Genomic DNA, 26,148 nt, shown 5'->3' with positions numbered 1-26,148 from the left:
AGCCCTCAGAAGGTCGTACGGTAGGTCATGGCGAAAATATAGGCCTTCACCGTGGTGTCCACGTCCAGTCCCGCGTAGGGGTTGTACACCAGGTTGTCGAGCCCGGTGCAGTTCAGGTTGCAGCTGGTATCGGCCTTGACGCTCTGCTTGGTGACGAAGTAGTTGAAACCGACATCGATCACCGTGTCCTTGTCCCACTGGTAGCCCAGCCCCAGGCCGTAGAGATTGGCATCGCCGATCGGCACCAGGATGTCCGCCTGGCCCTTGGGGATCGCCGAAGGCCGGTATTCGTAGCCGGCGCGTAGCTGCAAACGGTCGTTGACGTCGTACTGCACGCCCATGGCCCAGCTCCAGGTATCGCGGTAGCCGCGGTCGAGGGTGATGCTGTGGCTGGTGGCGTCCTTCGAGTCGAGGTACTTGGCGATGCGCAGCAGGTCGAGCTCGCGGTCGAACTCGATCTTGAACTCGTTCCAGTCGCTGTAGCCGTTCCATTTCAGGTCGAAGTTGAATTGCCACTTCTTGAACGGGCGCAGCTTCACGCCGGTGGAGAAGGCATCCGGATAGACCATGTTCATCGTGGCATTGCCATGCTCTTCATCGACGTTCCCGTAGGGGAACATCTGGCCGAGGATCGCACCACCGAGCGACTTGTGCACCCCGGTCCAGAAACCCTGCCAGCCTTGGCCGTAGTCGACCCGGTACTTGCCCTTGAGCCTCATCCGCGACTCGCTCTGGTAGGTCGCGCCCCAGGCGAACCAGTCGGTGGGCTCCCAGAGCACGCCGAGGTTGAAGCTGGGCGACAGCGACTGCTGCATGTCCAGGTCGATATTGGCCAGGTTCTGGAACGGACCGATGTTGCCGCCGCAGACGTTGAAGAACACCTCGAGGATCTCCTGCATTCCCGGCAGGCAACCGATCTCCTTGGTCTGCTGCAACAGCCCGAGCAACTGGTTCGGCGCCCGGAAATCCTCGTTCAACGCTACTGCCTGGTGGGAAAAACCCACCGACAGGCCGACCGACAGCTCGTCGTTGACCTGGTAGGCCAGGGTCGGCGAGAAGTAGGTGAGCCGCTGCAACGACACCTCGCGTCCCTGGTAGCGCGCCGGATCGCTATCGGAATCGCGGCTGTAGCCCAGCGCTTGCGGGGTGTAGACGTTGGTGGCGAAGGTGAACTTGGAACCCGGCGGGTTGATCGAGATCCCGGCCAGCGGCGCCACCAGCAACGGCACGTCGGTCATGCCGCCGAGGCCGGGCAGGTACATGGTCGGGGTCAGGGTCCGGCTGTGGCTGTTGGCGACCGGGTCGTCGCGCAGGCCGAAGGTGCCTTCGCCGTAGTTCGGCGGCGCCTTGAAGCCGGCGCGGATGTCCATTACCCCGGTGAGCAGCTTCACGGTCGCCTGGCGGCCCTTCATCTTGGTCAGCGCCGCCGGGTTGTAGTGCACCGAATCGATGCCGGTCTCGTCGGCGGTCACGGCGTTGCCGAGGGCCATGGCTTTCGGGTTGCCGATGGTCAGGTCGTTGGCCATCTGCGCGCCGGCCGGCGGAATCCAGGCCAGGCACACCCCTGCCAGCGCCAGCCAGAGCGGCGCAATGCGCATCTTCATAACAGGCCTCGCTCGCGGGTTACTGGGCCTTCAGCCCTTTGATATCGAGGGGTACGGATAACCCCAGCAGTACATCCGGCGAGTCTTCCGTGAGGCCGAAACCGGCGTTGACGTTGACGATGTAGTCCGGTGACGTCCGCAAGCCGAGCGAGAAGTTCATGATGCTACTGGTCTGTTCGGACGACTCGAACGTACCGGCAGTGGTGTGGTAGCGGTTCTTCAGCGTGTAGGCCATCTGGTACGAGGTCGCCAGCGAGACGTCGTAGGACAGCGCGTAGGCCATGCCCATGTTGAAGTTGATCGTGTTGCCGGGCGAGACCTTCTCCAGCTGGGAGTTGTCGGCCAGGGTCTGGTGCACGTCGTCCACCGGCAGGTTCCAGGTGTAGCCGAGCGAGCCGTAGAGGACCACCGGGTCGATCACATAGGACATGTTCGCGCCGAAGCCCAGGCTGTAGTAGCCGTTGCCGGTGGAGATGTCCTTGTCCAGGTTGGTCTTGTAGGGACTGTCGCCGGTCGGCAGGCCGATGGTGGTATACAGCGTGGTGACCGGCCGCCCGCGCACCGCCGCCCAGGGCTGCCAGCGCAAGGTCGCGGAAACGTCGCCGAGGCTGTAGGCGTGGGTATCCATCTCGGTGTCGTACTTGGCTACCAGCGGCAGGCGGAAACTGAAGGTGAGGTTGTCCCAGATCCCGTAGTCGAAGGTGAAGGAGTTGGTGAAGGTGTGCTGGGACTGGCTCTGCCGGCCGGCGAGGCCGTAGATCTGCGTGCCGCCGCTGGTCTTGGTCAGCGGCACCAGGGTCAGCCGCTGGTCGCGCACCAGCGCGTAGTCGAAACCGTAGGTCAGGGTCCGCTCGCCCTTCTTCAGCAAGGTGTAGCTCTTCTCGGCGGCCTGGAAGACCTCCTCCAGCGCCTTGGCGCTGTCGGCATCGTCATTCTTCTTGGCCAGCGCGTCACGGGCCTGGTCGACCGAGGCTTCCTCGGCAACGGACAAACCGCTGATAGACAGCATCAGCGCCGCCGCGCATGTGTACCCCCTGATTCTCATGGCGCTATCCCCAGAGATTGTTCTTGTTTTTGGGTATCTGCTACTTGGTGCGCAGGTGTATGACGTCGCCACCAGTGCCCAGCTCACGGACCTGGTTTTCAGTGATCTTGTTGATCTGCGGAAACTCGCGGAACGCCAGCAGGCTGACGGTGCGGTCGTCCACCAGGCGCATGTCGCGATCGTTCAGCGCCAGCGCGTTGCGGGGCTCCTGCCCACTCGGGAAGATCACGAACAGGACGTTCTGGTCCCAGATTTCCTCGAAGCGCGTCCGGGTGAAGCTGATGTTGCCCAAGGCCGGATCGGCGACGAAGACGTGATCGTTGTAGACATCGCGCACCACCACGAAATGCTTGAAGCCGGCATAGTGGATGGGGACCAGCGCCGGATGCTCGAGAGCGTCCAGGTCGCTGAACTCGGCGCGAAAACCACCGCTCTTGTAGCCCAGCGCAGCGGCGTAGCGCTTCATGTCGAGCAGCGAGAAACCGCGGCGCTGCACGATCTTATCGGCCTCGCCATAGCGCAGCAGTCCTTCCATGACCTGGCGTTCCTCGAGGTTGCGCCCGAGGTAGTAGTCCAGCAGCGTGGTAAGCGCCGCCGAGCCGCAGCTGTAGTCATAGGCCTGGCGGATGACGTTGCGGAACTGCAACTGGCTCATCGGCTCCAGTTGCACCGATTCGCGGTAGGGTCCATTGGGGGTCAGAGGCTGGCTGAGGTTGACCGTGCCCTGCGGTTGCGGCTTGGTATCGACCGTCTGGGTGAACCCGAACAGTCCGATCAGACTTCCCAGCAAAATCTCGAACATCGCCCCGTCGTACCTCTTTCGGAGAAAGACCCCGCCGATGCCTCGGCGAGGTCTTCGCGTCTCGACTCGGTTCCTGGATCAGTGACCCCAGACCTTGATGGTGGAACCGGCCATGTTCAGCCCGGAGACGGTCAGCGAGCCGATGCTGGCGGCGCTGGTGTCGCCCACCTTGATGGCGCCAACGGTCACGTCGCCGGTGATGGCCGGCAGGCCGATGGCCAATTGCTGGGTCGACTTGCCGCCGATATCGGTGGTGACGACGTCGATGGTCAGCGGCTTGGTATCGTCGATGGTCAGCGCCGGCAGGCTGATGTTCTCCAGCCGCAGGGAGCCGCCGTTGGTGTCGGTATCGGTGTAGGTCACGGCCCCGACGGAGCCCTGGAAAGTACCGGAAATGCTGATGCCTGCCTGGCCGGTCACGTCGGACAGCGCGCCATCGTCCATGGCTTTCAGGTCGGCATGCGCCAGCAAGGGAGCAGCCAGAACAGCAGTTGCAAGGAACAGGTGCTTTTTCATTGTTATTTCTCCAGTGTTCAGGTGTGGTTTGCCCCAGGGCACTGCCGTTTGCATCCTGTCCCCGGCAGATCGACCGGCATCTCGCCGGTCTCCAGGTCCGGTACTGCTTCCCTAGGTGTCCCGGACATGGATTCGGTAGAGCCTCATGCTCTCTCGTCCTGGATTCCAAGCTACTGGGCCACCCCTTCCGCCGCCAGCCCATCCAAGGGATGGAGCGATGGCGGCTGCCGCTCACGCCTCGCTCAGCAGTCCCAGGCTTTTACCCTTTAGTACGGCTTGCGTTCTGCTCTTCACACCCAGCTTGGCGAACAGGTTGTGCAGGTGCCACTTGATGGTGGCTTCCGACAGGTGCACCGCCTGCGCGATATCGCGGTTCGACAAGCCCGCCGCCACCAGCCGCAGGATTTCCCGTTCGCGATGGCTAACATCCTGATTTTCATCGAAACTTTCCGGGTCCACGGAGAGCTTCCGGCACTGCTCGCGGAGCAGCTCGGCCAGCCCCTGCCAGGCCGCGGCACGCTTGGGCTCCGCTTCCCTCCAGCTTTCCCACATCGGCAACAGCCACAACGCGTCGTCCTGGAACAGCCGGCGATAGCCGAGATTCCAGGCTTCCTCGAGCGTGGCGAGGAACAGGCCGATGGCTTTTTCGCTGTTACCTTTCTGCCAATACGCCACAGAAAGTAACAAGGACAAACGCAGCCGCCGATCCCTCTGGTAAGCGGAAGAGTAGCCGGCCAGACAGCTTTCCAGCTTGCTCTGCGCGCGTTCCGCGTGACGCTCGGACAATGCCAGCCGAGCCTCCGCCAGGACCAGGGCGGTCTGTGCGTCGGCATGCCGCTCGCCGGAGAGCCCGGCAAGATGCCGCTCCAGTTGCAGGCAGACCCGTTCGGCCTCGTTCGGACGGCGCAGCCACAGCAGGAACTGCACCTTGCAGCTCATGGCGTGAGCATAGACACGCTCGTAGCCGGGCGAGAGCAGACCGCTCAGCCATTCGTCGAGTTGCGCCAGCCCCTGCTCGGCGGCGCCGGAGAAGAAGCGCGCCTTGGCCATGACCAACTGGCCGCGACTGAGCAGTTCCACCGGCGTCGCGACATCCCGCCAGACCGTCGCCAGCGGTAGTTCGGCGAGCACGCCGGCATGCCGGTCCTGCTCGTAGAGCAGGTCGGCATAGGCCAGCGACAAGGGCCCGCCGACCCGGCTGCGCCGGCCGAACACCTGCTCGACCCGGTTGCGCGCCGACTCGGCGATCGCCCTGCCCCGCTCCAGGTCGCCACTCTCCTTGCAGATCAGGGATTCGATCAGGCTGGTCACCACCTGCAGGTACTCGCTGTCGGCGACTTTCAGGTCTTCCCGCGCGGAACCGATGGCGCCGGCGGCCTCGGCGTAGTCGCCGAGCAGCGCATGCGCCGAAGCCTGCACGCAGAGCAGGCTGGCGCGGAACACCGGCTGGTTGCTCGGGACCATGGACAGCCAGTGGCGGGCGACCTTCAGGCAGGCTTCGAGCTTGTCCTGGTAGAGCAACACCAGGGCCTTGAGCACCTGGGCGGCGGCGAGCAACTCGCCGAGCCCGAAGTGCATGACCTTGCCGCGCCCCTGCAAGAGGCGGTGGCTGACCTCCTCGATCAACGCCTCGGCCTCGGCGAAGCGTTGCTCGAACGCCAGTTGCCAGGCGTAGAAGATCTGGAACACCGGATGCTCGCGGATCACCTCGGCGGGAATGCCGTTGAGCATGCCGAGGATGCCGTACACCCGGTTACCGGCGATCAGGCGCGCGCCCTGGCGCTCCAGCAACTCGGCGGCGAACAGGTAGTCGCGGGCGCGAAGGGCGTACTTGATCGCCCGGTCGGCCAGGTCGCGCCCCTCGCACCAGCGCGCCGCCGCATGCAGCAGCGGGGTCGGATCGGCATGCCGGGACAGCCGCCCCTGGAGGAACTCGGCGAACAGATGGTGGTAGCGGAACCATTCGCGCTGGTCGTCCAGGGCGATGACGAACAACTGCTCGTTCTGCAGGCGCATGAGCATGTCCAGGCCGTCGCGACGTCCGGTCAGCGCATTGCACAGTTCCGCATTGAACTCGTCGAGCACCGAGGTCTGGTCGAGGAACAGCTGCAGGTCGGCGGGCAGGCTGGCCAGCACGTCTTCCGCCAGGTAGTCGGCGATGTTCCGTTCGGTCCCGGAGAGCCCGCGGAGGAAACCTTCCCGGTCGGTATTGCGACTGAGGGCCAGGGCCGCCAGGTGCAACGCCGTGATCCAGCCTTCGGTGCGCTTGAACAGAAGCTTCAGCTCGCGCTCGCCCAGTTCCAGTCCCTTGAGGTCGAGGAGAAACGCATCGCTCTCCTCGCGCGATAGCCGCAGGTCTTCCGCGCTCAGGCAGAAGGTCCAGGGCTTGAGGGTCGGCTCGTCGACCAGGAAACGCGGGCGGAAGCGGGTCGAGGCCACCACCCGCACGTGATCGGGCAGGTTCTCGATCAGGTAGCGAACCCCATGCGGCAAGGCGGCGTGGCGGATGCGGTGAAAATCGTCGAGGAACAGGTACAAGGGGCCTTCCAGGCGACGCAGGTCGGCGAGGAAGGCATCCAGGATACCCTCCAGCGGCACCGCGACGTCGGTGCCGAGCAGATTGGCGGTATTGCCGCCGAATGCCGGGACCACTCGCTGGATGCTCGCCAGCAGGTACTGGATCAGACGCTGCGGTTCGCTGTCGGTCTCGTCGCAGGACAACCATGCCACCGCCGCGCCCTGCTCCAGCAGGCGCAGGCGCAACTGGCAGAGGATGGTGCTCTTGCCGAAGCCGGCCGGCGCGCTGAGCACCATCGCGCGTCGCCCGCGGGCCTCGTACAGGCGGTCGATCAGCGCCTGGCGGGGCAGCAGCGGCAGCCCTCCGGCGCTTGGCGGGAACAGCTTGGTCTGCAACAGCGGAATGGTGCTGGCGGGAACCCCGTCGCGATGGCCCATGGTCAGAGCAGGCTCAGCTCGCGGGCTCGCCGGATCGCCTGGGTGCGATTGCGCACCTTGAGCTTTTCGTAGATGTTGTGCAGATGCCATTTGACGGTCCCCAGGGCCAGCGACAGGCGCTGGCCGATTTCTTCGTTGGATAGGCCCTGTGCGGCCAGGCAGACCACTTCGCGCTCGCGCTCCGTCAGGCCTTCCTCGAGCGCATCCTGGGGCTTGCGCACGCCCTGCCCGGGCCAGATGCCGAGCAGGCCGCGAATGAAGGTCTGTAGCGCCGGCTGGCGCTCGGTGGATTCGAGTTGCTGGAGCAACTGGCGAATGCCGTCGCCTTCCTCGATGAAGAGGCTGCGCACCCCTTCCCGTTCGGCATTGATCAGGCATTCGCCGAGCAGGCTGTTGGCCCGTTCCTGGTAGCCCAGGCGCTGATAGCTGAGCGCCGCCAGGATATCCAGGCGCAGGCGCTGCAGGCCGTGCCAGCCGGGCTGCAAGGTGCCGCGCAACTGAGTGATCTCGTGCAGCGCCTCGCTGAAATGCCCACGCCCCTGCAACAGGCGCACGCGGCTCACGCCCAGCGACCAGTTGACCGGGTTGAAGGCCATGTTGCGGTAGTGTGCGGCCATCTTGTTCCAGTCCACGCTCTTCAACCGCTGCTCGGCGCGCTTCAGGCGGTCGGGGCCGCTGTCCTGGAGGATCAGGTTGATCTCTTCGGCCATGGCCTGGGCGAAGAAGCGCCACGACTGATTGCGCGAGGCCAGGGCCTGCATCGCCGCCAGGCTGGCCAGCGCCTCCTTCGGCCGTCCCAGCAGGCGCTGGGTGCGCGCCAGGCAGATCTGTCCCTGGGCATAGAAATCGATCGGATTGATCACATCCACATGCCCGAGCGCCCAGCCCAGGCGCTCTTCCAGCCCGTCCAGCTCGATCCTGTAGTAGGCGGTCAGGGCCTCGGTGATGGTCGGCAGCGCCAGCGCGCTCCTGGACTTCTCGAACAGCGGCCGGGCGCGCTGGCGGAGCCGCTCGATGAGCAGTTGCGCCTGTTTCACCTGGCCCTGCTCGAGTGCGAGGATCACCTCGACGTTGGCCAGTTGCATGTCCAGGTAGCGCCCTTCGAGGAAATGGTTGCGCTGCTGCGCCAGCCCCAGCAGGCGCCGCGCCTGGTCGCCCTGGCCACGGACCACCTGGGCCAGCGCGGCGGTGATCAACACCGCCACTTCGAGGAAGGCAGCGTTCTGCCCGAGCTGGACTTCGACCCGGCGAGCCAGGGCGATGCACAGTTCCAGATCGTCCTTCTGCAACGCCACCACCGCTTTCACCGCCAGCGCGGAGAGGTACTGGTCGCCCATCGGTCCGTCGCCGCGGCTCTCCCCCCAGCGCGCCAGCAGTTCGTCGATGATCCGGTTGGCCTCGCCCAGGCTGAGGTCGCTGGCCCGCGACCAGACATCGGTAAGGACCAGGATCGGATAGCGCTCGGCGATTTCGTCCGGCACATGCTTGCGCCAACGGTAGATCAGGCTGAGCTGGCCGCGGTTGATCAGCTCCAGTCCGCATCCGTCGACCAGCGCGGCGATCATCTCCGGGTCTTCCGCCGCACAGGCATGCTCGATGGCGAACGTCGGCATGTGGTGGTTGGTGAACCACAGGCTGGCGTTGAAATGCAGTTGCTTGAAACGGTCCGGATCGGAGTCGCGCAGGCGGTTGCGGAGGAAGTCGGCGAACAGCAGGTGGAAGCGATACCACTGGCGTTCGCGATCCAGCGGCAGGAGGAACAATTGCATGGACTCCAGGCGCTCCAGCAGCGCCTGGCCGTCCTGGCGCCCGGTCAGGGCGTTGGCCAGGTCGCCGCTCAATTGGCTGGCAACGCCAAGGGCCAGCAGCGCTTCCTGCAGGTCGCCAGGCAAGCGTTCGAAGACCGCCGCCAGCAGATAGGCGCTGACCGCCTGCTTGTCGCCGTCGAGCAGGGCCATTTCCTGCACCTGCGGTTGCTGGCGCAGCCACAGGCTGACGAGATGCACGCCCACCACCCAGCCTTCGGTCTGGCCATAGAGCGCCTTCAGGCAGGGCTCGTCCAGATAGAGACCGCTGCGCTCGAGGTATTCGCGGGTTTCCTCGAAGCCGAGGCGCAGCTCCTCGAGGCCGATTTCCAGCAACAGCCCCTTGGCCCGCCAGGTAGCCAGGCTCAGCGCCGGCTGCGAACGCGTGCCCAGGGCCAGGACCAGCCCGGGCGGTGCGTACTGCACCAGGCGGTTGAGGCCGGTGAAGATGTCCGGGTTGCTAACCAGGTGCAGGTCGTCCAGTACCAGCAGCAACGGCCGCGCATAGCGATCGAGATCGCCGAGCAGGCTTTCGATCACCGCCACCACCGGGACCCGCATGGTGTTCTGCAGGTAGGTCTGGGCGTCGTCGCCAAGCTGCGGCACGGCTTCGCCCAGCGCCTCGATGAGCTGCCGGCAGAAACGGGCGGGGTCGTCGTCTTCTTCGGCCAGCGACAGCCAGGCCACCGCCTGGTCTGCTACAGTGCGCTCCCTGGCCAGGGCGGCGAGCGCGCAGGTCTTGCCGAAGCCGGCAGGTGCGGAAAACATCAGAACGCGTGAATGGGGATTGCGATCCAGCAGGTTGCGGATCGCGGGGCGAAGAGAATATTCGGCTGGCACCTGAGGCGGCACTATTCTGGAGCGCGAAAGGCTGCCGGCTGCTGGATCCTGTACTGCATCCACGGCCTGTATCCCTGTGTCATTATCATTGTGGTACGGAGCCAAATCTCCGTGGGATATTTCCATAATTAGCAGATCACCCTTCTTACGTAAACTGAAGAAATGGCTCTAGGATCGACGATTCCGGCGAACTAGAATTCCTGACTGTCCCACTACCCCCACTTTCCATGCCCAGTTGTCATGTTCACCCCCTGCCCTACCATAGCGACCCAGGCTGTCTCTTTGCCATCATCCATGAGGCGCCCGGTGCGGTGATGCTCGATTCGGGTCGCCCCATCGCTACCCGTGGACGCTATGACCTTATGAGCGCCTGGCCATTGGCAGAACTGGCGCCGCTGCCCGACGAATCGGCCAACCGCTTCTTCGCCCGCCTACGCGAAGCGGCCGGAAGCCTGGGCCCCGCGCAGCTGCCAGCGCCGTACGAACTGCCCTTCGCCGGCGGTCTGCTGGGCTATTTATCCTACGACCTGGGTCGGCGCATCGAGCGCATCGGCGAACACGCCCGCGATGACCTGGGCCTGCCGCTGGCCTCCGTCGGCCTGTATGCCTGGGCGCTGATCAGCGACCACCAGGCCGGCACCAGCCAACTGGTATTCCACCCGCGATTGGACGAGCGCGAACGCCAGCGCCTGATCGCCTTGTTCAGCGAGGAAACGCAAGGCACGGCCGGCAACTTCAAGCTTCTGGGAAAATTCCGACGGAGCATCAGCGCATCCGACTATCGGCAGGCGATCCGCCGCATCCAGGACTACATCCAGGCAGGCGACTGCTACCAGGTGAACTATAGCCAGCGCTTCCAGGCCGCTTGCAGCGGCTCGCCGTGGCCGGCCTATCGCGCCCTGCGCGAGGCCTGCCCGACGCCGTTCTCCGGCTACCTGCGACTGGCCGACGGCGCGATCCTCAGCCTGTCGCCGGAGCGCTTCCTCAAGCTCGGCAAGGGCAAGGTGGAAACCCGGCCGATCAAGGGCACCCGCCCGCGCGGCAAGACGCCCGAGGAGGACATGGCGCTGGCGGCGTCGCTGCTGGCCAGCCCCAAGGACCGCGCGGAAAACCTGATGATCGTCGACCTGCTGCGCAACGACATCGGACGCAGTTGCCAACCTGGCAGCGTACGGGTACCGGAGCTGTTCGCCCTGGAAAGCTATCCCAACGTGCATCACCTGGTGAGCAGCGTCACCGGCGAACTGGCGCCGGGCAAGGACGCCCTCGACCTGCTGGAAGGCAGCTTCCCCGGCGGCTCGATCACCGGCGCGCCGAAGATTCGCGCCATGCAGATCATCGACGAGCTGGAACCGAGCCGACGCGGCATCTACTGCGGCAGCCTGTTCTACCTCGACGTGCGCGGCGAGATGGACAGCTCGATCGCCATCCGCACCCTGCTGGTCAGGGACGGCCAGGTCAGTTGCTGGGGCGGCGGCGGCATCGTCGCCGACTCGCACTGGGAGGACGAGTACCAGGAAACCCTGGACAAGGTCCGGGTGCTGCTGGAAACCCTGGAAGGAATGGCCGGGACAGCGTCCCCGGAATAGAAAAGAGCCCGCGTTCCGCGGGCTCTTTCATCGGCGGCGCGGCTACAGGCTCAGCGAACGGCTGGAAGCCTTGAGGAACTCGCGCTTGAGGTCTTCGTAGGTATGCACCGCGGGGAACTGGGGAAACTCGCGGATCACGTTTTCCGGGGCATGGAACAGGATGCCGGCGTGGGCCTCGGAAAGCATGGTGGTGTCGTTGTAGGAATCGCCGGCGGCGATCACCCGATAGTAGAGGCTCTTGAAGGCGATCACCGACTGCCGCTTGGGATCCTTCTGGCGCAATTGATAGCCGACCACGCGGTCGCTGTCGTCGATCTCCAGCTTGTGGCACAACAGGGTCGGGAAGCCCAGCTGGCGCATCAGCGGCTGGGAGAACTCGTAGAAGGTGTCGGAGAGAATCACCACCTGGAAGCGCTCGCGCAGCCAGTCGACGAATTCCACCGCCCCCTCCAGCGGCTTCAGGGTGGCGATCACCTCCTGGATGTCGCCCAGCTTCAGGCCATGTTCGTCGAGGATGCGCAGGCGCTGCTTCATCAGCACGTCGTAGTCCGGAATGTCCCGGGTGGTCGCCTTCAAGGCGTCGATACCGGTTTTTTCCGCGAACGCGATCCAGATTTCCGGAACCAGCACGCCTTCCAGGTCAAGACAGGCAATTTCCACAGGACTCTCCTCGAAATTCTCTGAACGATGGGGTGACGACGGACGCGGCACTCTAGCCCCTCGCCGAGGGCAAGGCAACGCCGGCTTATTCCTGGAATCAAGGTCGACAGGGGTAAATGGTTATTTAGGGCCATATGCTGCCCTTTGCTACCATTCCCGCCACAGAGCGCAACAGCGCCGCCCAGCACCAGGACCCCAGCCCGATGAGCCAGCCTTTCGACCTTCCCGCCCTCGCTTCCAGCCTTGCCGACAAATCCCCCCAGGACATCCTGAAAGCCGCCTTCGAGCACTTCGGCGACGAGCTGTGGATCTCCTTCAGCGGCGCCGAGGACGTCGTCCTGGTAGACATGGCCTGGAAGCTCAACCGCAACGTGAAGGTGTTCAGCCTCGACACCGGTCGCCTGCACCCGGAAACCTATCGTTTCATCGACCAGGTCCGCGAACACTACGGCATCGCCATCGACGTGCTTTCCCCCGACCCGCGCCTGCTCGAACCCCTGGTGAAGGAAAAGGGCCTGTTCAGCTTCTACCGGGACGGCCACGGCGAGTGCTGCGGCATCCGCAAGATCGAACCGCTCAAGCGCAAGCTCGCCGGTGTGCGCGCCTGGGCCACCGGCCAGCGCCGCGACCAGAGCCCCGGCACGCGCAGCCAGGTGGCAGTGCTGGAAATCGACGGTGCCTTTTCCACGCCGGAAAAGCCGCTGTACAAGTTCAACCCGCTGTCGTCCATGACCAGCGAGGAAGTCTGGGGCTATATCCGCATGCTCGAACTGCCCTACAACAGCCTGCACGAACGCGGCTATATCAGCATCGGCTGCGAACCCTGCACCCGTCCGGTGCTGCCCAACCAGCACGAGCGCGAGGGCCGCTGGTGGTGGGAGGAAGCCACCCACAAGGAGTGCGGGCTGCACGCCGGCAACCTGATCAGCAAGGCCTGAAACCGTCGATAGAGCGTATGCAATCGGGGTAAAGTGCGGGTCGAACCCCGAGCGGAGACCCAGCATGCGCATCACCATGGTCAAGAAAGTCCTCGCCAACGGCGAGGACTGCCGCAAGTGCAAGGAAGTCCGGCAACGCCTGGAACAAGGCGGCTACCTGCCGCGCATCCATCGCACCCTGGTGGCCGACGAACGCGACCCGAACAGCGCAGGCTGGATGGTCGCCGCCCAGTATGGCGTAGAGACCGCGCCGTTCTTCGTGGTTCGCCACGACGACGGGCGCGAACAGGTCTACACCGTGTTCATGAGCTTCCTCCATGAAGTCCTCGAACCGCGAGCCGAGCAGGCCGCGGACGCCGATCGCGAAGCGCTGGCCAGGCTGGCCGGACGCGACAATCTCGACATGCTCTGAGGGCCAGCCATGAAAAAGCCCGGCACCAGGCCGGGCTTTTTCATGGGCCGAGGCGATCAGTAGACCGGCAGTTCGATGCCGTCGAACAACTCGTCCAGCTCGGCCTTGTTGTGGCATTGCACGGCCTTGGCCAGCAGCTCGCGGGTCAGGTGCGGAGCGAATTTCTCGATGAAGTCGCACATGAAGCCGCGCAGGAAGGTGCCGCGGCGGAAGCCGATCTTGGTCACGCTGGACTCGAACAGGTGGCTGGCGTCGAGGATCACCAGGTCGTTGTCGAGCTTCGGATCGACCGCCATGTGCGCCACGATGCCGACCCCCAGGCCCAACCGCACGTAGGTCTTGATCACGTCGGCATCGGCCGCGGTGAATACCACCTTGGGCACCAGTCCGCGCTGGCTGAAGGCTTCGTCGAGCTTGGAACGGCCGGTGAAGCCGAACACGTAGGTGACGATCGGCTGCTCGGCCAGGGCTTCCAGGGTCAGTTTCGGCAGCTTGGTCAGCGGATGCCCGTGGGGCACGATGACGCAGCGATTCCAGCGGTAGCAGGGCATCATGATCAGGTCGCCGAACAACTCCAGCGCCTCGGTGGCGATGGCGAAGTCGACGGTGCCGTCGGCCGCCATTTCGGCGATCTGCATCGGCGTGCCCTGGTGCATGTGCAGGGAGACGTCCGGGTACTGCTTGATGAAGCCGCTGATCACGTTGGGCAGCGCATAGCGCGCCTGGGTGTGGGTAGTGGCGATGGACAGCGTGCCCTTCTTCTCGTTGGAGAATTCCTGGGCGATCTGCTTGATGCTCTCGACCTTGCGCAGGATCTCGCCGGCGGTATGGATGATCCGCTCCCCCGCCGGCGTCACCCGGGTCAGGTGCTTGCCGCTGCGAGCGAACACCTCGACGCCCAGTTCGTCCTCCAGCAGGCGGATCTGCTTGCTGATGCCCGGCTGCGAAGTATAGAGGCTCTGCGCCGTGGCGGAGACGTTGAGGTCGTGGTGCGCAACCTCCCAGATATAGCGCAATTGCTGAAGCTTCATGGAGATTCCTCGAAAAGGTTGTCGCGACCGGCGATCAAGAACCGAAGGTATATAACCATATTAATGGTTTGAGGAATAAAATTAGACGTTTTTTTTGATTTTGCACGCTTTTTCACCAGCCGACTGCTGGCCTACAGGTCGCGACTACGGTGCTGCAACATCGGCACCAGGTACACCGGTACCTCCGCCAGTTGCACCAGACGCGCGGCAGTCCGGCCCAGCGGCGTGTCGAGCTGGGTGCCGTGGCTATGGCTGCCGGCGACGATCAGGTCCACGGCCAGCTTTTCCGCCTCATCGAGGATCATCTGCGGCGGGTCGCCCTGCACCACCCGCACGCTCTTGACCAGCGCCGCATCCTGGGGCAACTCGCCGAGTTCATCGCGAAACCCTTCCAGGACCCGCTTCTCGATGCTTTCCATGACGTTGTCCAGCCCTTGCGCCCGCAGGTCCTGGAGACGCTCGGTGTCAAGGTAGGTCTGCAGGACCGACTCGGCGAACAGCCCGAGGGGCTCCACCACATGGACGACATAGAGCTCGGCGTTGTAGGCGCGGGTCAGCGACAGGGCGTGTTGCAGGACATAGGGAGCATAGAGCCCCAGATCGGTGGCATAGAGAATCGAACGAATCATGCGGCCTCCTCGACAGCCTGCGCGGCGGGCCTCATTAGCAGATTAGCAGCAAGCATCCATTCTCCTAGCGTTCCCTGCTGTTTCGGGCTTTTTCCGGCCCGTTGGGGTAAATCCCTTTTCTCCCTGCGAGCGCGGCGCCGGCTGGTCGCCGCGCTCGGCCCTTCAGCGCGGTTGCGCTTCGAGGAAGCGCAACGCCTGGTGCAGCGCCTCGACCCTGGGCATCCGGTAGCCCGCAGCAGCAGCGCGGGCCAGGGGCGCGGCATAGATCGCCGCCAGCTCCAGTGGCCGCCCATGGGCGAAGTCGTGGTACATGCTCGGCCGATAGTCGGGCATCCGCTCGGTCGCCGCCAGCAGTTGGTCCGCATAGCCCTCAGGCAGGATGAAGCCGCAGGCGCCGGCAGCACCGATGACTTCCTCCATGATCGCCTCGATCAGCGACCGACTGTCCGCGTTGGCCATCAGCGGCGCGGTGCTGCTCTTCAGCAATACCGACAGCCCGTTGTAGGGGATGTTCCAGACCAGCTTCTGCCAGCGCGCCTGTTCCAGGTCGGGCATCGCCGTGGACTCCAGCCCGGACTCGCGGAACAGCGCGGCACCCTCCTCGACGATCTCGCGCCGGCGTCGCTCGTCGGCCGGTCCGGAATGATAGCCGAGATTCACTCCGCCGTAGGCCTGGTGCTCGATCACGCCCGGTTCGCCGCGATGCACACAGATGAAGCAGAGACCGCCCAGCAGATGCAGGCTTTCCGGCAGCAGCGGCCGCAGCCGCTCCTCCACGCCCAGACCGTTCTGCAGCAGCAGAACCTTGGCTCCCGGCGCCGCCGCTGCGCGGATCAGGGGTGCCAGTTCGTCATTGCCGGTGGTCTTGGCGCCCACCAGCAACCAGTCGCAGGGCGGCATGTCCTGCGCCGAATGGTAGGCCTGGACCGGCGCCAGGCGCCGGAAGCCATGCACCGCACTATTCAGGCTGAGTCCGGCGCGATTGACCGCCTCGAACTCGCTGCGCAGGAGAAAATGCACGTCGTGACCGGCATGCGCCAGCATCAATCCATAGAAGCCGCCGATGGCTCCCGTACCGATGACGCCGATCCGTTGCTGCTTTGAATCCATCAGGGCAACTCCTCAGGTAAAGCGGTCGACCCCGCCAGCACCGCACCCCGCAAGGCTTCCTGGTGCAGCGGAACGTTCAGTGCGCCATGGAAGCGGCCGTCGCGGACCATGAACAGGGCCGGCAGGTGAAAGACGCCGTAGCGTTCCACCAGGCCGCCATTGCGGCCGGCGTCCACCCAGCACAGGCGCTCGATGGGCAGGTCCATCGCGGGGAGATGGCGCCGGGCCCAGCGGCACGACGCGCAGCCTTCGCTGGTGAATACCAACAGCGAAACCCCTTCCAGGGCAAGCAACTGCCGGTCGGCGTCCAGATCGGTGAGTTCCAGGGACGGCACGCTGCTGACCTCGATAGAAAGGAAGAAATGGGGCCCGACCATCATCCGTATGCTTCGGCTCCTGCGATAGCGCTGGCGCCCTCCTCGGCCAGCGGATACGCGCAAGGCGCGCCCCTCCGCAGCACCTGCACAATATCGTCCGCGGCGGCCTCGCCTGCAACTCCGCTGGCAGCCTTGGCCCGGAGCAACGAAGAAAACGTGCGCAGAGCGGGGAAAACACCGGCGAACCGCGTCCCGCCCATTGTCTAGGCCCGGCCCGACACGTTAAGGTTCGTCTCCCCGTTTGCGAACTTCATGCCTGCGCCCTTTCGCAGGGGGCCTCCCGGCGGCCGGCGCCCGTGACCTGATTGAGTACCACGATGGCTGATTTACAGATCGACGACCTTAACGTTGCCTCCAACGAGACCCTGATCACGCCGGAGCAGCTCAAGCGTGAAATTCCCCTGACCGACAAGGCGCTGCAGACCGTGGCCCATGGTCGCCAGGTGGTGCGCGACATTCTGGATGGCAAGGACCACCGTCTGTTCGTGGTGATCGGCCCCTGCTCCATCCACGACATCAAGGCCGCCCACGAATACGCCGACCGCCTCAAGGCGCTCGCGGCCGAAGTGGCGGATACGCTGTTCCTGGTGATGCGCGTGTACTTCGAGAAGCCGCGTACCACGGTGGGCTGGAAAGGCCTGATCAACGATCCGTACCTGGACGACTCGTTCAAGATCCAGGATGGCCTGCACATCGGCCGCCAACTGCTCCGCGACCTCGCCGAGAAAGGCTTGCCCACCGCCACCGAAGCGCTCGACCCGATTTCCCCGCAGTACCTGCAGGACCTGATCAGTTGGTCAGCGATCGGCGCCCGTACCACCGAATCGCAGACCCACCGCGAGATGGCCTCCGGCCTGTCTTCCGCGGTCGGCTTCAAGAACGGCACCGATGGCAGCCTGACCGTGGCGATCAATGCCCTGCAGTCGGTCTCCAGCCCACATCGTTTCCTCGGCATCAACCAGCAGGGCGGCGTATCCATCGTCACCACCAAGGGCAACCGCTACGGTCACGTGGTGTTGCGCGGCGGCAACGGCAAGCCGAACTACGATTCGGTCAGCGTCGCGCTCTGCGAGCAGGACCTGAACAAGGCGAAAATCCCGCTGAACATCATGGTCGACTGCAGCCACGCCAACTCCAACAAGGACCCGGCCCTGCAACCGCTGGTGATGGACAACGTCAGCAACCAGATCGTCGAAGGCAACAACTCGATCGTCGGCCTGATGGTGGAAAGCCACCTGGGCTGGGGCAGCCAGCCGATTCCGAAGGATCTCGACCAACTTCAGTACGGCGTCTCCATCACCGACGCCTGCATCGACTGGGCGACCACCGAGAAGAGCATCCGCAGCATGCACGCCAAGCTCAAGGACGTGCTGCCGAAACGCCAGCGCGGCTGAGCGAGGCGGAAACGAAAACGCCGGGCTGATGCCCGGCGTTTTTCATTGCACGCCTGCTCAGGCGGCCGGATCGGCCTGACGCTGACGACGCTCGATGTAACGCTCCACGTAGGAGCAGGACGGGATCACGCTGTAGCCCATGCGGTCGGCGTACTGCAGGGCGTGCTCGGTCAACGCAGCGGCGATACCGCGACCACGCAGCGAATCCGGTACGAAGGTCCGGTAGATATCCAGCGTCTGCTTGCCCAGGTCCATATAGGCCAGATAGGCACGATGGCCATCCACCGTCGTCTCGAATTGATGGCCGCCCACGTCATGATGGATGGACAGGGACTCGCTCACTTTGGATCTCCTCAACGGGTTCGTAACCCGACCCGCGCCTGATTGATAGGTTCCTCGCGAGGACGCCCCCGCGTACCGGCCTCCAGCGGACCGCCGGAGACCTTCGTCCGTTCTCGTCCCGGTGGCGGATCGCGCCTGGCGGACATCCTCGAAACGGCTGGCCTGCACCGCATGCAAGGCCGGACTAACGATAGGGCCCATATTGCTGTCTTCCCCGGTCAGACTCAACCGTTTCTTCTGGCAGGAACGCGCAGGCGTCGCTGGAGCCCTGGCCGGGAGGCCGCGCAAGCGCAATCGCGCATGACCCGCGGGTCAGCCAAAGCGCTTTACGCCGACGGCGGCCATCAGTAAGGTCTGCGCCACTCCACCAAAAGGAATCCTGCCATGAGCGAGTTGATCAGCTACCAGTTCGAAGACGGCATCGCCACCCTGACCCTCAACAACGGCAAGGTGAACGCCATCTCCCCGGCGGTGATCGACGCCTTCAACCAGGCTCTCGACCAGGCCTTGCAGGACAAGGCCGTGGTCATCGTCACCGGCCAGCCGGGCATCCTCTCTGGTGGCTACGACCTGAAGGTCATGACCTCCGGCCCGGAGAATGCCGTCAACCTGGTCGCCGCCGGCTCGACCCTGGCTCGCCGCCTGCTCTCCCATCCCTACCCGGTGATCGTCGCCTGCCCCGGGCACGCGGTAGCCAAGGGCGCCTTCCTGCTGCTCTCGGCCGACTACCGGATCGGCGTCGACGGGCCGTTCCAGATCGGCCTGAACGAAGTCGCCATCGGCATGACCATGCACCATGTCGGCATCGAGCTGGCCCGCGATCGCCTGCGCAAGTCGGCGTTCACCCGCTCGGTCATCAATGCCGAGATGTTCAGTCCGGCCGCTGCGGTGGATGCCGGCTTCCTCGACACCCTGGTCAGCGCCGACCAGTTGCAGGAAAGCGCGCGTGCAGCGGCCCAGCAGTTGAAGAAACTCAACATGACCGCGCACCGCAATACCAAGCTCAAGGTGCGCAAGGCACTGCTGGAAACCCTCGACCAGGCGATCGAGCTGGACAAGAAGCACCTGGGCTAAGGCCCGCTCCAGCGAAAGCCCGGTTGATACCGGGCTTTTTTGCGCCCAATAATTACTTATTACGCAAAGGTAACTCTCCAGAACTGCTATTTTTAAAAAATTATTACGAATTATCCTGATGACATTCCCAAGGAAAACCGGAGGTCATCATGAAACGCAATGTCTTCGCCGCCATTCTCCTCGGCATGGCTACCACCCTCGCAGTGCAAGCCAGCTTCGCCGACGAATCCAGCCTGATGGAAAACCGCATGGTCCAACTGAACCAGCACGCCATCGAGCAGGCCCAGCAGCAACAGGCCACGGCGCCAACCGCGAGCGACACCGATGCGCAGGGTTGAACGCCGCCTGCCAGGAACGTTTTTCTTTTCCCCGCAACCCTGAAAAGCCCGGCTCACGCCGGGCTTTTCGTTCAGGCCAGCTTTTCCTCGGCCGCCACGCCCTTGCGATAGACCTCGTAGAGAATCACCGGGATCTCCAGGTCGCCCAGGTGGCGAACCACCAGCGGCTTGACCTCGGACCAGTCCAGCCCGCCCACTCCCGTCGCCACGCAGGGCAGAGCCAGGCTGCTCACCCCTTCGCTGCGCACATAGCGGGCCAGCTCGCGCAGGGCATGGCCGACATCCTCCAGGCTCGCCTTGCCCGGCTTGGCGCTACGACCGCTGTGCAGCATGCCCTGGGTGATCAGGTTGACGATGCACTGGGTCTTGCCCTGCTCGTCGACCCCGGCCCAGACCCAGATGCCGCCCGGCTCGGGCGCCCTGGCATGGGCGGCATGCCGGTAGTCGCGAACCATCGACGGCCAGCGTTCGCGCAAGGCGAGGGCCAGGCCGCTGTCGAAATGGTCCTGGGGCGCGATGCCGTGGGCGATCACCTGGGCCCCGGAAAGCAGAATGTCACCTTCAACTTCACGAATCATGAGCGTTTCCTTCTTGGCTTCGGGACAGGCGCTTCGTGCGCCGCCCTGCATCTTTCACCGTACGCCTTGCCCGCCGGCGCCAGTTGATGCGTATCAAGAACGGCCGGTCCCATCCGCTACGGGCCGACTAGACTGCATGCGAGGGAACCTTGGAGGCGCCTCGCCTCTCCATTGGATTCCAGCCTCGTGCCGTCTCATCCATGACAAGGAAACAACCGCCATGCCGAAATGGATTGCACTTTGCCTGATCCCGCTGTTGGCAAGCTGCGCCACCTGCCGCCAGGACAGCGACAGGGAAAAACTGCTGTACGAGAACGACATGCTGCAGGCGAAACTGATCATCGTCGCCAACGACCGCGATCGCCTGCCGCTGGCCCAGGCCCTGCTGGAGCGCGCAGCGCGCGACGACCGCAGCGGCGAGGCGGACTTCTACCAGGCCGTGCTGATCGCTCGCCGCGACGGCCAGGCCAGCGATTGCGAGCGCATCACCCGCCTCCTCGAACGTTCCGCCGAGCGACGCTACCCGCTGGCCAACGCGATGCTCTACAAGATCTACGCCGAGCCCTTCCTGTTGCCGCGCGCCGACATTCCCAAGGCCGAGACCTATCGCCAGGCCTACGCCGAGCTGCCGGTCGCGCGCAGCGGCTACCCCTCCTTCGAGCGAGCCCGGCAGGTGGTCGATCGCCTGCTCGCGCCGACTTCGTCCTGATCCATCGGGCCCGAACCCGGGCCCCGCAACCCGTACCGGTCGTTCGGCCAAAGCATCATTTCTATCGATAGTTAATAGCGCGACAATTCGTTATCCAATCGAATTCTTCTCCGCGATCCTATGCCCATCCGAGGTATCGATCACGGAAGCCGCCATGAAACGTCGCAGCCCACGCCATTACGCCCGCAACACCGCCCTGGCCACCCTGGGTCTGTACGCCATCCTCATGCTGGTCGTGCTGAGCCTCGTTGCCGGCGCCGAAAGCGCCAGGAACGCCACACCGGACAACGACACCGCCACGACCTTCTCCAACCAGATCGGCCAGGCCCTGCCAGGCCTGCTCTCGGGGTTGAACAGTCGACGCGCCGGTTGAACGCCGGCTTCTTTCCCGGGAAACAGCATGAGAAGGCAAACACGGAAATTCTGGATCGTCGCCGCCCTGGCGATATTGACCAATGGCTACTCGCTACTCGGCCTCGCCCAAGGCTCGGCAGGCGCACTGGCGCGCACCATCGAATGCAACCAGGCGATGGTCCGCGCGCTGGCGGCCAACCTGGCGCTGAAGCTGCAGAGCGGCACCCCGCCGGCACGCCCGCAGCGCTGGATCCCGGAGCGCTTCATCCTCGACTGCCCGGCCTGAAACGAAAACGCCGCCAACCCCGGGAGGCTGGCGGCGCTCGCACGGCGCGGGGCCGGCTCAGGCGCCGGTCGGCTGGCGCGCGACGAAACGCATCATCCATTCGGCGACGACGGTGCCCTGGTGGTCCCTCGCCAGGCTGTCGACCCCCTTGCGATAGAGTTCCTCACCCAGGTGCTGCTGACGCAGTTCGAGCAGTTCACGGGAATAGTCGTGGACGAACTCGGGATGCCCCTGGAAGCACAGCACCTGGTCGCCGATGGCGTAGGCGGCATAGGGACAGAAGTCGCTGGAAGCGATCACCCGCGCGTTTTCCGGCAGCCGGGTGACCTGGTCCTGGTGGCTGATCAACAGGGTCAGGTCCGGCAGCGCCGGGCTCATCCAGTCGGCCCGTTCGTTCAACTGGTACTGGTGGATGCCCATGCCCCAGCCCTGGCTGGCGCGCTCGGCCTTGCCACCGAGCAGCAGGGCCAGCAACTGGTGGCCGAAACACACGCCGAGGAGCTTGTCGCCGCGCTCGTAGCGGTCCAGGAGGAAGGTCTTCAGGGTCTGGATCCACGGGTCGGGACCGAAGGAGTCGGCCTTGCTGCCGGTCACCAGGTAGGCGTCGAAGCGCTCGTCGTCCGCCGGATAGCGCCCCTCCACCACGTTGTAGATGACGAATTCAGCGGCGATCGGTTGCTTGGCGAACAGTTGCTGGAACATCCGGCCGTAGCCTTCGTAGCGCTCGATCAGCTCGGGACGAAGGATATCGGTTTCCAGGATACAGATGCGGAGCGACATAAAGACTCTCTGAAGAAGTGGGGTTATTGTCGTTTTCGTTTGATTTAATTAACACAGGAGCGCGGGCAAGGGAACCGTCGCCCTGGCCTCGAAAGGAATATCCGGACGATTCGCCAAAAAACAAGCAGCCGGCAGAAAGATTCCCGAGACGCCCAGCCGTAAAGAAATCTGCACAGGAGACGGAAGGACTCCCCATGCCCGGAACCGCCACGTAAACTGGCGGTTTTCCCGCGAGGCACACGCCATGTTGCTCAAGGCAGTACGTAACGGACTGGGTCAGGCGATTATCCTCGCCGACTTCGTCAGCCGCCCCCGCAAGCTGCAGCGCAGCGCCGAGGCCCAGGCCGAGGTCGAGCGGGCGCTGCGGAACCTGTCGCTCTACCAGTTCCGCGCCTGTCCGTTCTGCGTGAAGACACGCCGCGCCATGCACCGGCTGAACCTGCCGATGCAACTCAAGGACGCCATGAACGATCCGCAGGCCCGCCAGGCTTTGCTGGAAGGCGGCGGCAAGGTCAAGGTGCCGTGCCTGCGCATCGAGGAAAACGGCCAGGTGCGCTGGATGTACGAATCCAGCGAGATCATCGCCTATCTGGAAGGCCGTTTCGCCAACGCCTGAGCGGCCGATCAACGGCCCCCGGCCGCATCCAGGGGCAGCCGATGGATCAGGAAATGCGCCGGCACCTCGCCCTCGCGCCCCGGCAACAGGCGGTGGCGAATGCGTGACTCGCTGACATAGGCGCAGCCCTGTCCGGTGACGGTCAGGTTGACCGGCGACTCCAGGCCCTCGCGTATCACTTCGATGCCGCGCCGCCCGGCGGCGAGCGGCTCGGCGATCCGCAGCACCTTGCCGGCGCCGCTGCGGATGGCGTTCTCCAGCACGATCAGCGAGCCGTCCGGAGCCAGCGCCATGCCGTCCGGATTCTCCAGCGTTCGGGGCAGCTCCATCTCGCGCAGCCGCGGACGCGTGGCGACCCCTTCGACGACATGGATCGCCCCGCTACCGAAGTTGCCGACCAGCAGGGTGTCGTCGTCCACCCGGACGATGCCCGCCGCGCCCAGCCCGCCGGGGCCGGCCAGGCGGCTGTCGCGCAGCAACACCTGGAACGCCGGTTCCCCGGGCCGCAGCCGCATCAGGCTGCCATCCCGGGTTTCGCTCAGGTAGACCGTTCCGTCCGGCGCCACCGCGAGATCGTTACCCATCCCGTCGCCGGGCAGGGTCAGATATCGGCGCACGGCACCGGTCGCGAGATCCAGGGCGAACACCCCATGCGGCCGGCGCCGGCCAGCGGGTAGGAAGTCCGGCGAATTGCCCCAGAGCAGGCCACGCGACTCGTCCAGCCGCAGCGCGGTGGCAGCGAAGATCGCCGGGCTGCCGGCGAAGAAGGTTTCCCACTCGCCCCCGGGAGGCTTGCGCAGGATGCGCCCGCTGGTGACCAGGCCGACGTACAGCGTTCCATCGGCGGCATGGGCGATGCCGTTGGGATACCGGGCCCCCGCTGGCAGAACGATGCTCGTCGCGGCGCAGGACGGTTCGCGCTCGCCCGGCGCACGGGCGAAAACCGGCAAGACGGTCGCCGATACCATGGATACCAGCAGCAACACGGAAGCCTGTCGTCTCATCATGCTTTCTCCGTCGATGTGCGCCCTACCAGCGCGGGGTCCGGGCGCGCGCCGTGAGCGGCGCCTCCAGCGTGGCGCACTCCTCTTCGGCGAGGTCCAGCGTCAGCGCCGCGAGGGCATCCTCGAGGTGATGCGGCCTGGACAGGCCGACGATCGGCGCGGCGACACCGTTCCGGCCAAGCAGCCAGGCCAGGGCGAGTTGCGCCGGTGGAAGCCCGCGGGCTGCGGCGAGTTTCTCCAACGCGCCGAGGGTCGACTCGACTTCCTCCCTGCCGCCGTACCAGCGCGGGGCCTGTTCGTCCGTCCGGGTCCGCAGCGTGCCGGCGCTTCGCGCTCCGGCCAGCAGCCCACGCGCCAGCGGCGACCAGGGCGTCAACGCGATCCCCTCTTCCCGGCACAGCGGCACGAGGTCCTCCTCGTCCTCGCGAACGATCAGGTTGTACTGGCTCTGCATCGAGATGAATTGCGCCAGGCCGTGGTGGCGCTGGAAGGCGAGCATCTTCATGAAGCGCCAGGCCGGCATCGACGAGGCGCCGAGGTAACGGACCTTGCCGACGCGCACCAGGCTGTCGAGGGTTTCGCAGGTTTCCTCGATCGGGGTGTCCGGATCGAAGCGATGGATCACGAAGAGATCCAGGTAGTCCGTACCCAACCGCCGCAGCGAGGCATCCACGCTGGCAAGCAGGTGCTTGCGCGACAAGCCGCAGGCGTTGGGCCTGTCGCTCATGGGAAAGAACGCCTTGGTGGCGATTACCAGGTCCTCGCGCTGCGCGAAGTCCCTGAGCGCGCGCCCGAGGATCCGCTCGCTCTCGCCGGTGGAATAGATATCGGCACTGTCGAAGAAGTCGATCCCGGCTTCCAGCGCCTCGCGAATGAACGGACGCGCCCGTTCCTCGTCCAGCACCCACGGACGCCACGCCGGATCGCCATAGGTCATGCACCCCAGGCAGAGTCGGGAGACTTTCAGGCCGCTGTTGCCAAGACGGACATGCTGCATCGTACGACCTCGTCGGAAGGCTCTGAAAAGAGCGGTTTCCCCGGCCCCACCCTGTTCATGAGCCAGGTTTCCCGACGATGCTATATTGCTGCCGAATAGCTAACTATCCTGGAAAAATCTCTTTCATTGATCGAGTTATTTTAATAATCCAATGAAGAAGCCCGATCTCGCCGGTCTCGCCGCCTTCGTCGCCATCGCTCGCGAACGCAGTTTCCGCCGCGCCGCCGCCACCCTCGGCGTAACCCCGCCGACGCTCAGCCACACCCTGCGCGAACTGGAAACCCAGCTCGGCATCCGCCTGCTCAACCGCACCACTCGCAACGTCTCGCCGACCGAGGCCGGCGAGCACCTGCTGGCACACCTGGACCCGGCGTTCGAAGACATCGCCGCCGCGCTGGACAGCCTTAACCGCTTTCGCGAAACGCCTCACGGCCTGGTACGAATCAACGCACCGCGAAACGCCATCGGTCTCGTCCTCGCGCCACGTTTCGGCGAACTGGCCCGCGACTATCCCGGCATCACCTTGGAAGTGGTGGCGGACGAGGGTTTCGCCAATATCGTCGAAGCCGGTTTCGACGCCGGCATCCGCCTCGGCGAAGACCTCCAGCACGGCATGCGCGCCGTGCGGGTCGGCCCGGACCTGCGCTTGGCCATCGTTGCGACCCCGGCCTACTTCCGACGGCAAGGCAGGCCGGGTAGCCCGGAGGAATTGCTCGGCCACCGTTGCATCGGCTGGCGCAAGGTGTCTTCCGGAGAGCTGTACAAATGGCAATTCAGCAAGGGCACGAAAGCGCTTTCGGTGGCCGTGAGCGGACCGCTGGTCCTCGACGACCCGCGCCTGATGCTACAGGCGGCGCTGGCCGATGTCGGGATTGCCTTCGCCATCGAGGAGGAAGTCGCCGAGCACCTCGCCGCCGGCCGCCTGGAACGGGTCCTGGCGGATTGGTGCGCCCCCTTTCCCGGTTTCCATCTCTATTATCCGAACCGCCGCAACCACCCGGCGGCGTTGAGCGCCGTGATCGACCTGCTGCGCTACCCCGGCGAGGAACACCCAGGTCCCGCGTAGGCACATCGGCGGAAGCGCCCGTGGCAGCCTGGAGGCAAGCATGGAGGCTGGCCCGTACCGACGCACGGCGTAGGGCGCATAACCGCATCGCGGTTATCCGCCGAATCTCGGTATATCGGCGGATAGCGCCTGTGGCGCTATTCGCCCTACCAATGGCGGCTTGGAGGCAAGGGCCTGTACCGACGCGCGGCGTAGGGCGCATAACCGCATCGCGGTTATCCGCCGAACCTCGGCATATCGGCGGATAGCGCCCATGGAGCTATTCGCCCTACCCGTGGCGGCCTGGCTGGCAAGAAC

At 64.9% G+C, this 26,148-nt stretch carries 27 protein-coding genes; 11 read left to right on the top strand and 16 right to left on the bottom strand.

All coding sequences use genetic code 11. From position 1 onward, the window contains the following. Nucleotides 1-5: 5 nt before the first annotated feature. The 6 genes from LT948_RS11130 to LT948_RS11105 form a co-directional block, all read right to left on the bottom strand. On the bottom strand, nucleotides 6-1,604 hold the full coding sequence (locus LT948_RS11130; protein ID WP_003132834.1) for an outer membrane protein transport protein: 1,599 nt from the start codon (nucleotides 1,602-1,604) through the stop codon (nucleotides 6-8). A gap of 19 nt (nucleotides 1,605-1,623) precedes the next feature. Beyond that, complete coding sequence (locus LT948_RS11125; RefSeq protein WP_003120313.1) at nucleotides 1,624-2,649, bottom strand: transporter; 1,026 nt, start codon at nucleotides 2,647-2,649, stop codon at nucleotides 1,624-1,626. A 40-nt stretch (nucleotides 2,650-2,689) separates the two neighbouring features. Beyond that, entirely contained in the window at nucleotides 2,690-3,451 is a 762-nt protein-coding gene (locus LT948_RS11120; RefSeq protein WP_003098072.1) for a C39 family peptidase, read from the bottom strand. Between the two features lie 78 nt (nucleotides 3,452-3,529). Then, complete coding sequence (locus LT948_RS11115) at nucleotides 3,530-3,967, bottom strand: DUF6160 family protein (protein WP_003098074.1); 438 nt, start codon at nucleotides 3,965-3,967, stop codon at nucleotides 3,530-3,532. 231 nt (nucleotides 3,968-4,198) lie between these two features. Beyond that, nucleotides 4,199-6,922 (bottom strand): LuxR C-terminal-related transcriptional regulator, encoded by a 2,724-nt coding sequence (locus LT948_RS11110; RefSeq protein ID WP_073657174.1) that lies wholly within the window; start codon nucleotides 6,920-6,922, stop codon nucleotides 4,199-4,201. 2 nt (nucleotides 6,923-6,924) lie between these two features. Continuing rightward, nucleotides 6,925-9,630: a LuxR C-terminal-related transcriptional regulator gene (locus LT948_RS11105; protein ID WP_003120314.1), complete on the bottom strand. Its 2,706-nt coding sequence runs from the start codon at nucleotides 9,628-9,630 to the stop codon at nucleotides 6,925-6,927. 164 nt (nucleotides 9,631-9,794) lie between these two features. Here LT948_RS11105 and pabB point away from each other — a divergent pair, with 164 nt between their 5' ends. Further along, nucleotides 9,795-11,156 carry an aminodeoxychorismate synthase component I gene (gene pabB / locus LT948_RS11100; RefSeq protein ID WP_033942338.1) on the top strand — a complete coding sequence of 454 codons (1,362 nt, stop codon included), beginning with the start codon at nucleotides 9,795-9,797 and terminating at the stop codon, nucleotides 11,154-11,156. 42 nt (nucleotides 11,157-11,198) lie between these two features. On the opposite strand, the gene thrH is transcribed toward pabB, so the two are convergent. Next, nucleotides 11,199-11,816, bottom strand: a complete 618-nt coding sequence (gene thrH, locus LT948_RS11095; RefSeq protein WP_003098078.1) for a bifunctional phosphoserine phosphatase/homoserine phosphotransferase ThrH — start codon at nucleotides 11,814-11,816, stop codon at nucleotides 11,199-11,201. A 134-nt stretch (nucleotides 11,817-11,950) separates the two neighbouring features. On the opposite strand from thrH, the gene LT948_RS11090 reads away from it, so the two are divergent. Next, complete coding sequence (locus LT948_RS11090; protein WP_010895583.1) at nucleotides 11,951-12,754, top strand: phosphoadenylyl-sulfate reductase; 804 nt, start codon at nucleotides 11,951-11,953, stop codon at nucleotides 12,752-12,754. Nucleotides 12,755-12,818: 64 nt separating this feature from the next. Then, nucleotides 12,819-13,166, top strand: a complete 348-nt coding sequence (locus LT948_RS11085; RefSeq protein WP_003087777.1) for a hypothetical protein — start codon at nucleotides 12,819-12,821, stop codon at nucleotides 13,164-13,166. A 56-nt stretch (nucleotides 13,167-13,222) separates the two neighbouring features. On the opposite strand, the gene cysB is transcribed toward LT948_RS11085, so the two are convergent. From cysB to LT948_RS11065, 4 genes are all read right to left on the bottom strand, one after another. Continuing rightward, complete coding sequence (cysB, locus tag LT948_RS11080; protein WP_003087775.1) at nucleotides 13,223-14,197, bottom strand: HTH-type transcriptional regulator CysB; 975 nt, start codon at nucleotides 14,195-14,197, stop codon at nucleotides 13,223-13,225. A 131-nt stretch (nucleotides 14,198-14,328) separates the two neighbouring features. Beyond that, nucleotides 14,329-14,826, bottom strand: coding sequence for a universal stress protein (locus tag LT948_RS11075; RefSeq protein ID WP_003087770.1), 498 nt, complete (start codon nucleotides 14,824-14,826; stop codon nucleotides 14,329-14,331). Nucleotides 14,827-14,988: 162 nt separating this feature from the next. Next, a complete protein-coding gene (locus LT948_RS11070) occupies nucleotides 14,989-15,936 on the bottom strand; it encodes a putative 2-dehydropantoate 2-reductase (protein ID WP_003113573.1) in 948 nt (315 codons plus the stop codon). Then, nucleotides 15,936-16,313 carry a thioredoxin family protein gene (locus LT948_RS11065; protein WP_003120319.1) on the bottom strand — a complete coding sequence of 126 codons (378 nt, stop codon included), beginning with the start codon at nucleotides 16,311-16,313 and terminating at the stop codon, nucleotides 15,936-15,938. Before LT948_RS11065 ends, LT948_RS11070 begins: the two co-directional genes overlap by 1 nt. A 317-nt stretch (nucleotides 16,314-16,630) precedes the next feature. Between LT948_RS11065 and LT948_RS11060 the strand changes: the two genes are divergently transcribed. After that, nucleotides 16,631-17,707, top strand: coding sequence for a 3-deoxy-7-phosphoheptulonate synthase (locus LT948_RS11060; protein ID WP_003087765.1), 1,077 nt, complete (start codon nucleotides 16,631-16,633; stop codon nucleotides 17,705-17,707). Between the two features lie 57 nt (nucleotides 17,708-17,764). Here the strand turns inward: LT948_RS11060 and LT948_RS11055 are convergent, their stop codons facing one another. Beyond that, nucleotides 17,765-18,049 (bottom strand): GNAT family N-acetyltransferase, encoded by a 285-nt coding sequence (locus LT948_RS11055; protein ID WP_003087762.1) that lies wholly within the window; start codon nucleotides 18,047-18,049, stop codon nucleotides 17,765-17,767. A gap of 384 nt (nucleotides 18,050-18,433) precedes the next feature. Between LT948_RS11055 and LT948_RS11050 the strand changes: the two genes are divergently transcribed. After that, on the top strand, nucleotides 18,434-19,123 hold the full coding sequence (locus LT948_RS11050; protein ID WP_003087759.1) for a crotonase/enoyl-CoA hydratase family protein: 690 nt from the start codon (nucleotides 18,434-18,436) through the stop codon (nucleotides 19,121-19,123). 149 nt (nucleotides 19,124-19,272) lie between these two features. Next, complete coding sequence (locus LT948_RS11045; protein ID WP_003087758.1) at nucleotides 19,273-19,461, top strand: hypothetical protein; 189 nt, start codon at nucleotides 19,273-19,275, stop codon at nucleotides 19,459-19,461. A 71-nt stretch (nucleotides 19,462-19,532) separates the two neighbouring features. Here LT948_RS11045 and LT948_RS11040 read toward each other — a convergent pair whose 3' ends face one another. After that, on the bottom strand, nucleotides 19,533-20,039 hold the full coding sequence (locus tag LT948_RS11040; RefSeq protein ID WP_003087757.1) for a macro domain-containing protein: 507 nt from the start codon (nucleotides 20,037-20,039) through the stop codon (nucleotides 19,533-19,535). A gap of 220 nt (nucleotides 20,040-20,259) precedes the next feature. On the opposite strand from LT948_RS11040, the gene LT948_RS11035 reads away from it, so the two are divergent. The 3 genes from LT948_RS11035 (at nucleotide 20,260) to LT948_RS11025 (ending at nucleotide 21,388) form a co-directional block, all read left to right on the top strand. After that, nucleotides 20,260-20,748 carry a hypothetical protein gene (locus LT948_RS11035; protein WP_003087756.1) on the top strand — a complete coding sequence of 163 codons (489 nt, stop codon included), beginning with the start codon at nucleotides 20,260-20,262 and terminating at the stop codon, nucleotides 20,746-20,748. Nucleotides 20,749-20,902: 154 nt separating this feature from the next. Continuing rightward, on the top strand, nucleotides 20,903-21,121 hold the full coding sequence (locus LT948_RS11030) for a hypothetical protein (RefSeq protein ID WP_003098091.1): 219 nt from the start codon (nucleotides 20,903-20,905) through the stop codon (nucleotides 21,119-21,121). Between the two features lie 27 nt (nucleotides 21,122-21,148). Then, a complete protein-coding gene (locus LT948_RS11025; RefSeq protein WP_003087754.1) occupies nucleotides 21,149-21,388 on the top strand; it encodes a hypothetical protein in 240 nt (79 codons plus the stop codon). 57 nt (nucleotides 21,389-21,445) lie between these two features. Here LT948_RS11025 and LT948_RS11020 read toward each other — a convergent pair whose 3' ends face one another. Beyond that, nucleotides 21,446-22,168, bottom strand: coding sequence for an amidotransferase (locus LT948_RS11020; RefSeq protein ID WP_003087753.1), 723 nt, complete (start codon nucleotides 22,166-22,168; stop codon nucleotides 21,446-21,448). A gap of 244 nt (nucleotides 22,169-22,412) precedes the next feature. On the opposite strand from LT948_RS11020, the gene LT948_RS11015 reads away from it, so the two are divergent. After that, nucleotides 22,413-22,784 (top strand): glutaredoxin family protein, encoded by a 372-nt coding sequence (locus tag LT948_RS11015; RefSeq protein WP_003087752.1) that lies wholly within the window; start codon nucleotides 22,413-22,415, stop codon nucleotides 22,782-22,784. Between the two features lie 8 nt (nucleotides 22,785-22,792). On the opposite strand, the gene LT948_RS11010 is transcribed toward LT948_RS11015, so the two are convergent. Both LT948_RS11010 and LT948_RS11005 read right to left on the bottom strand, forming a co-directional pair. After that, nucleotides 22,793-23,791 carry an SMP-30/gluconolactonase/LRE family protein gene (locus tag LT948_RS11010; protein WP_003140024.1) on the bottom strand — a complete coding sequence of 333 codons (999 nt, stop codon included), beginning with the start codon at nucleotides 23,789-23,791 and terminating at the stop codon, nucleotides 22,793-22,795. A 22-nt stretch (nucleotides 23,792-23,813) separates the two neighbouring features. Then, complete coding sequence (locus LT948_RS11005) at nucleotides 23,814-24,785, bottom strand: aldo/keto reductase (RefSeq protein WP_003113567.1); 972 nt, start codon at nucleotides 24,783-24,785, stop codon at nucleotides 23,814-23,816. A 151-nt stretch (nucleotides 24,786-24,936) separates the two neighbouring features. On the opposite strand from LT948_RS11005, the gene LT948_RS11000 reads away from it, so the two are divergent. Then, nucleotides 24,937-25,851 carry a LysR family transcriptional regulator gene (locus tag LT948_RS11000; protein WP_003087749.1) on the top strand — a complete coding sequence of 305 codons (915 nt, stop codon included), beginning with the start codon at nucleotides 24,937-24,939 and terminating at the stop codon, nucleotides 25,849-25,851. Nucleotides 25,852-26,148 lie beyond the last annotated feature (297 nt).

Source organism: Pseudomonas sp. CP-1, assembly GCF_021213715.1.
In the GTDB taxonomy this organism is placed as follows: domain Bacteria; phylum Pseudomonadota; class Gammaproteobacteria; order Pseudomonadales; family Pseudomonadaceae; genus Pseudomonas; species Pseudomonas aeruginosa.
Note: the sequence above shows the minus strand (reverse complement) of the source record. Positions and strands in the feature narration are given on the sequence as shown.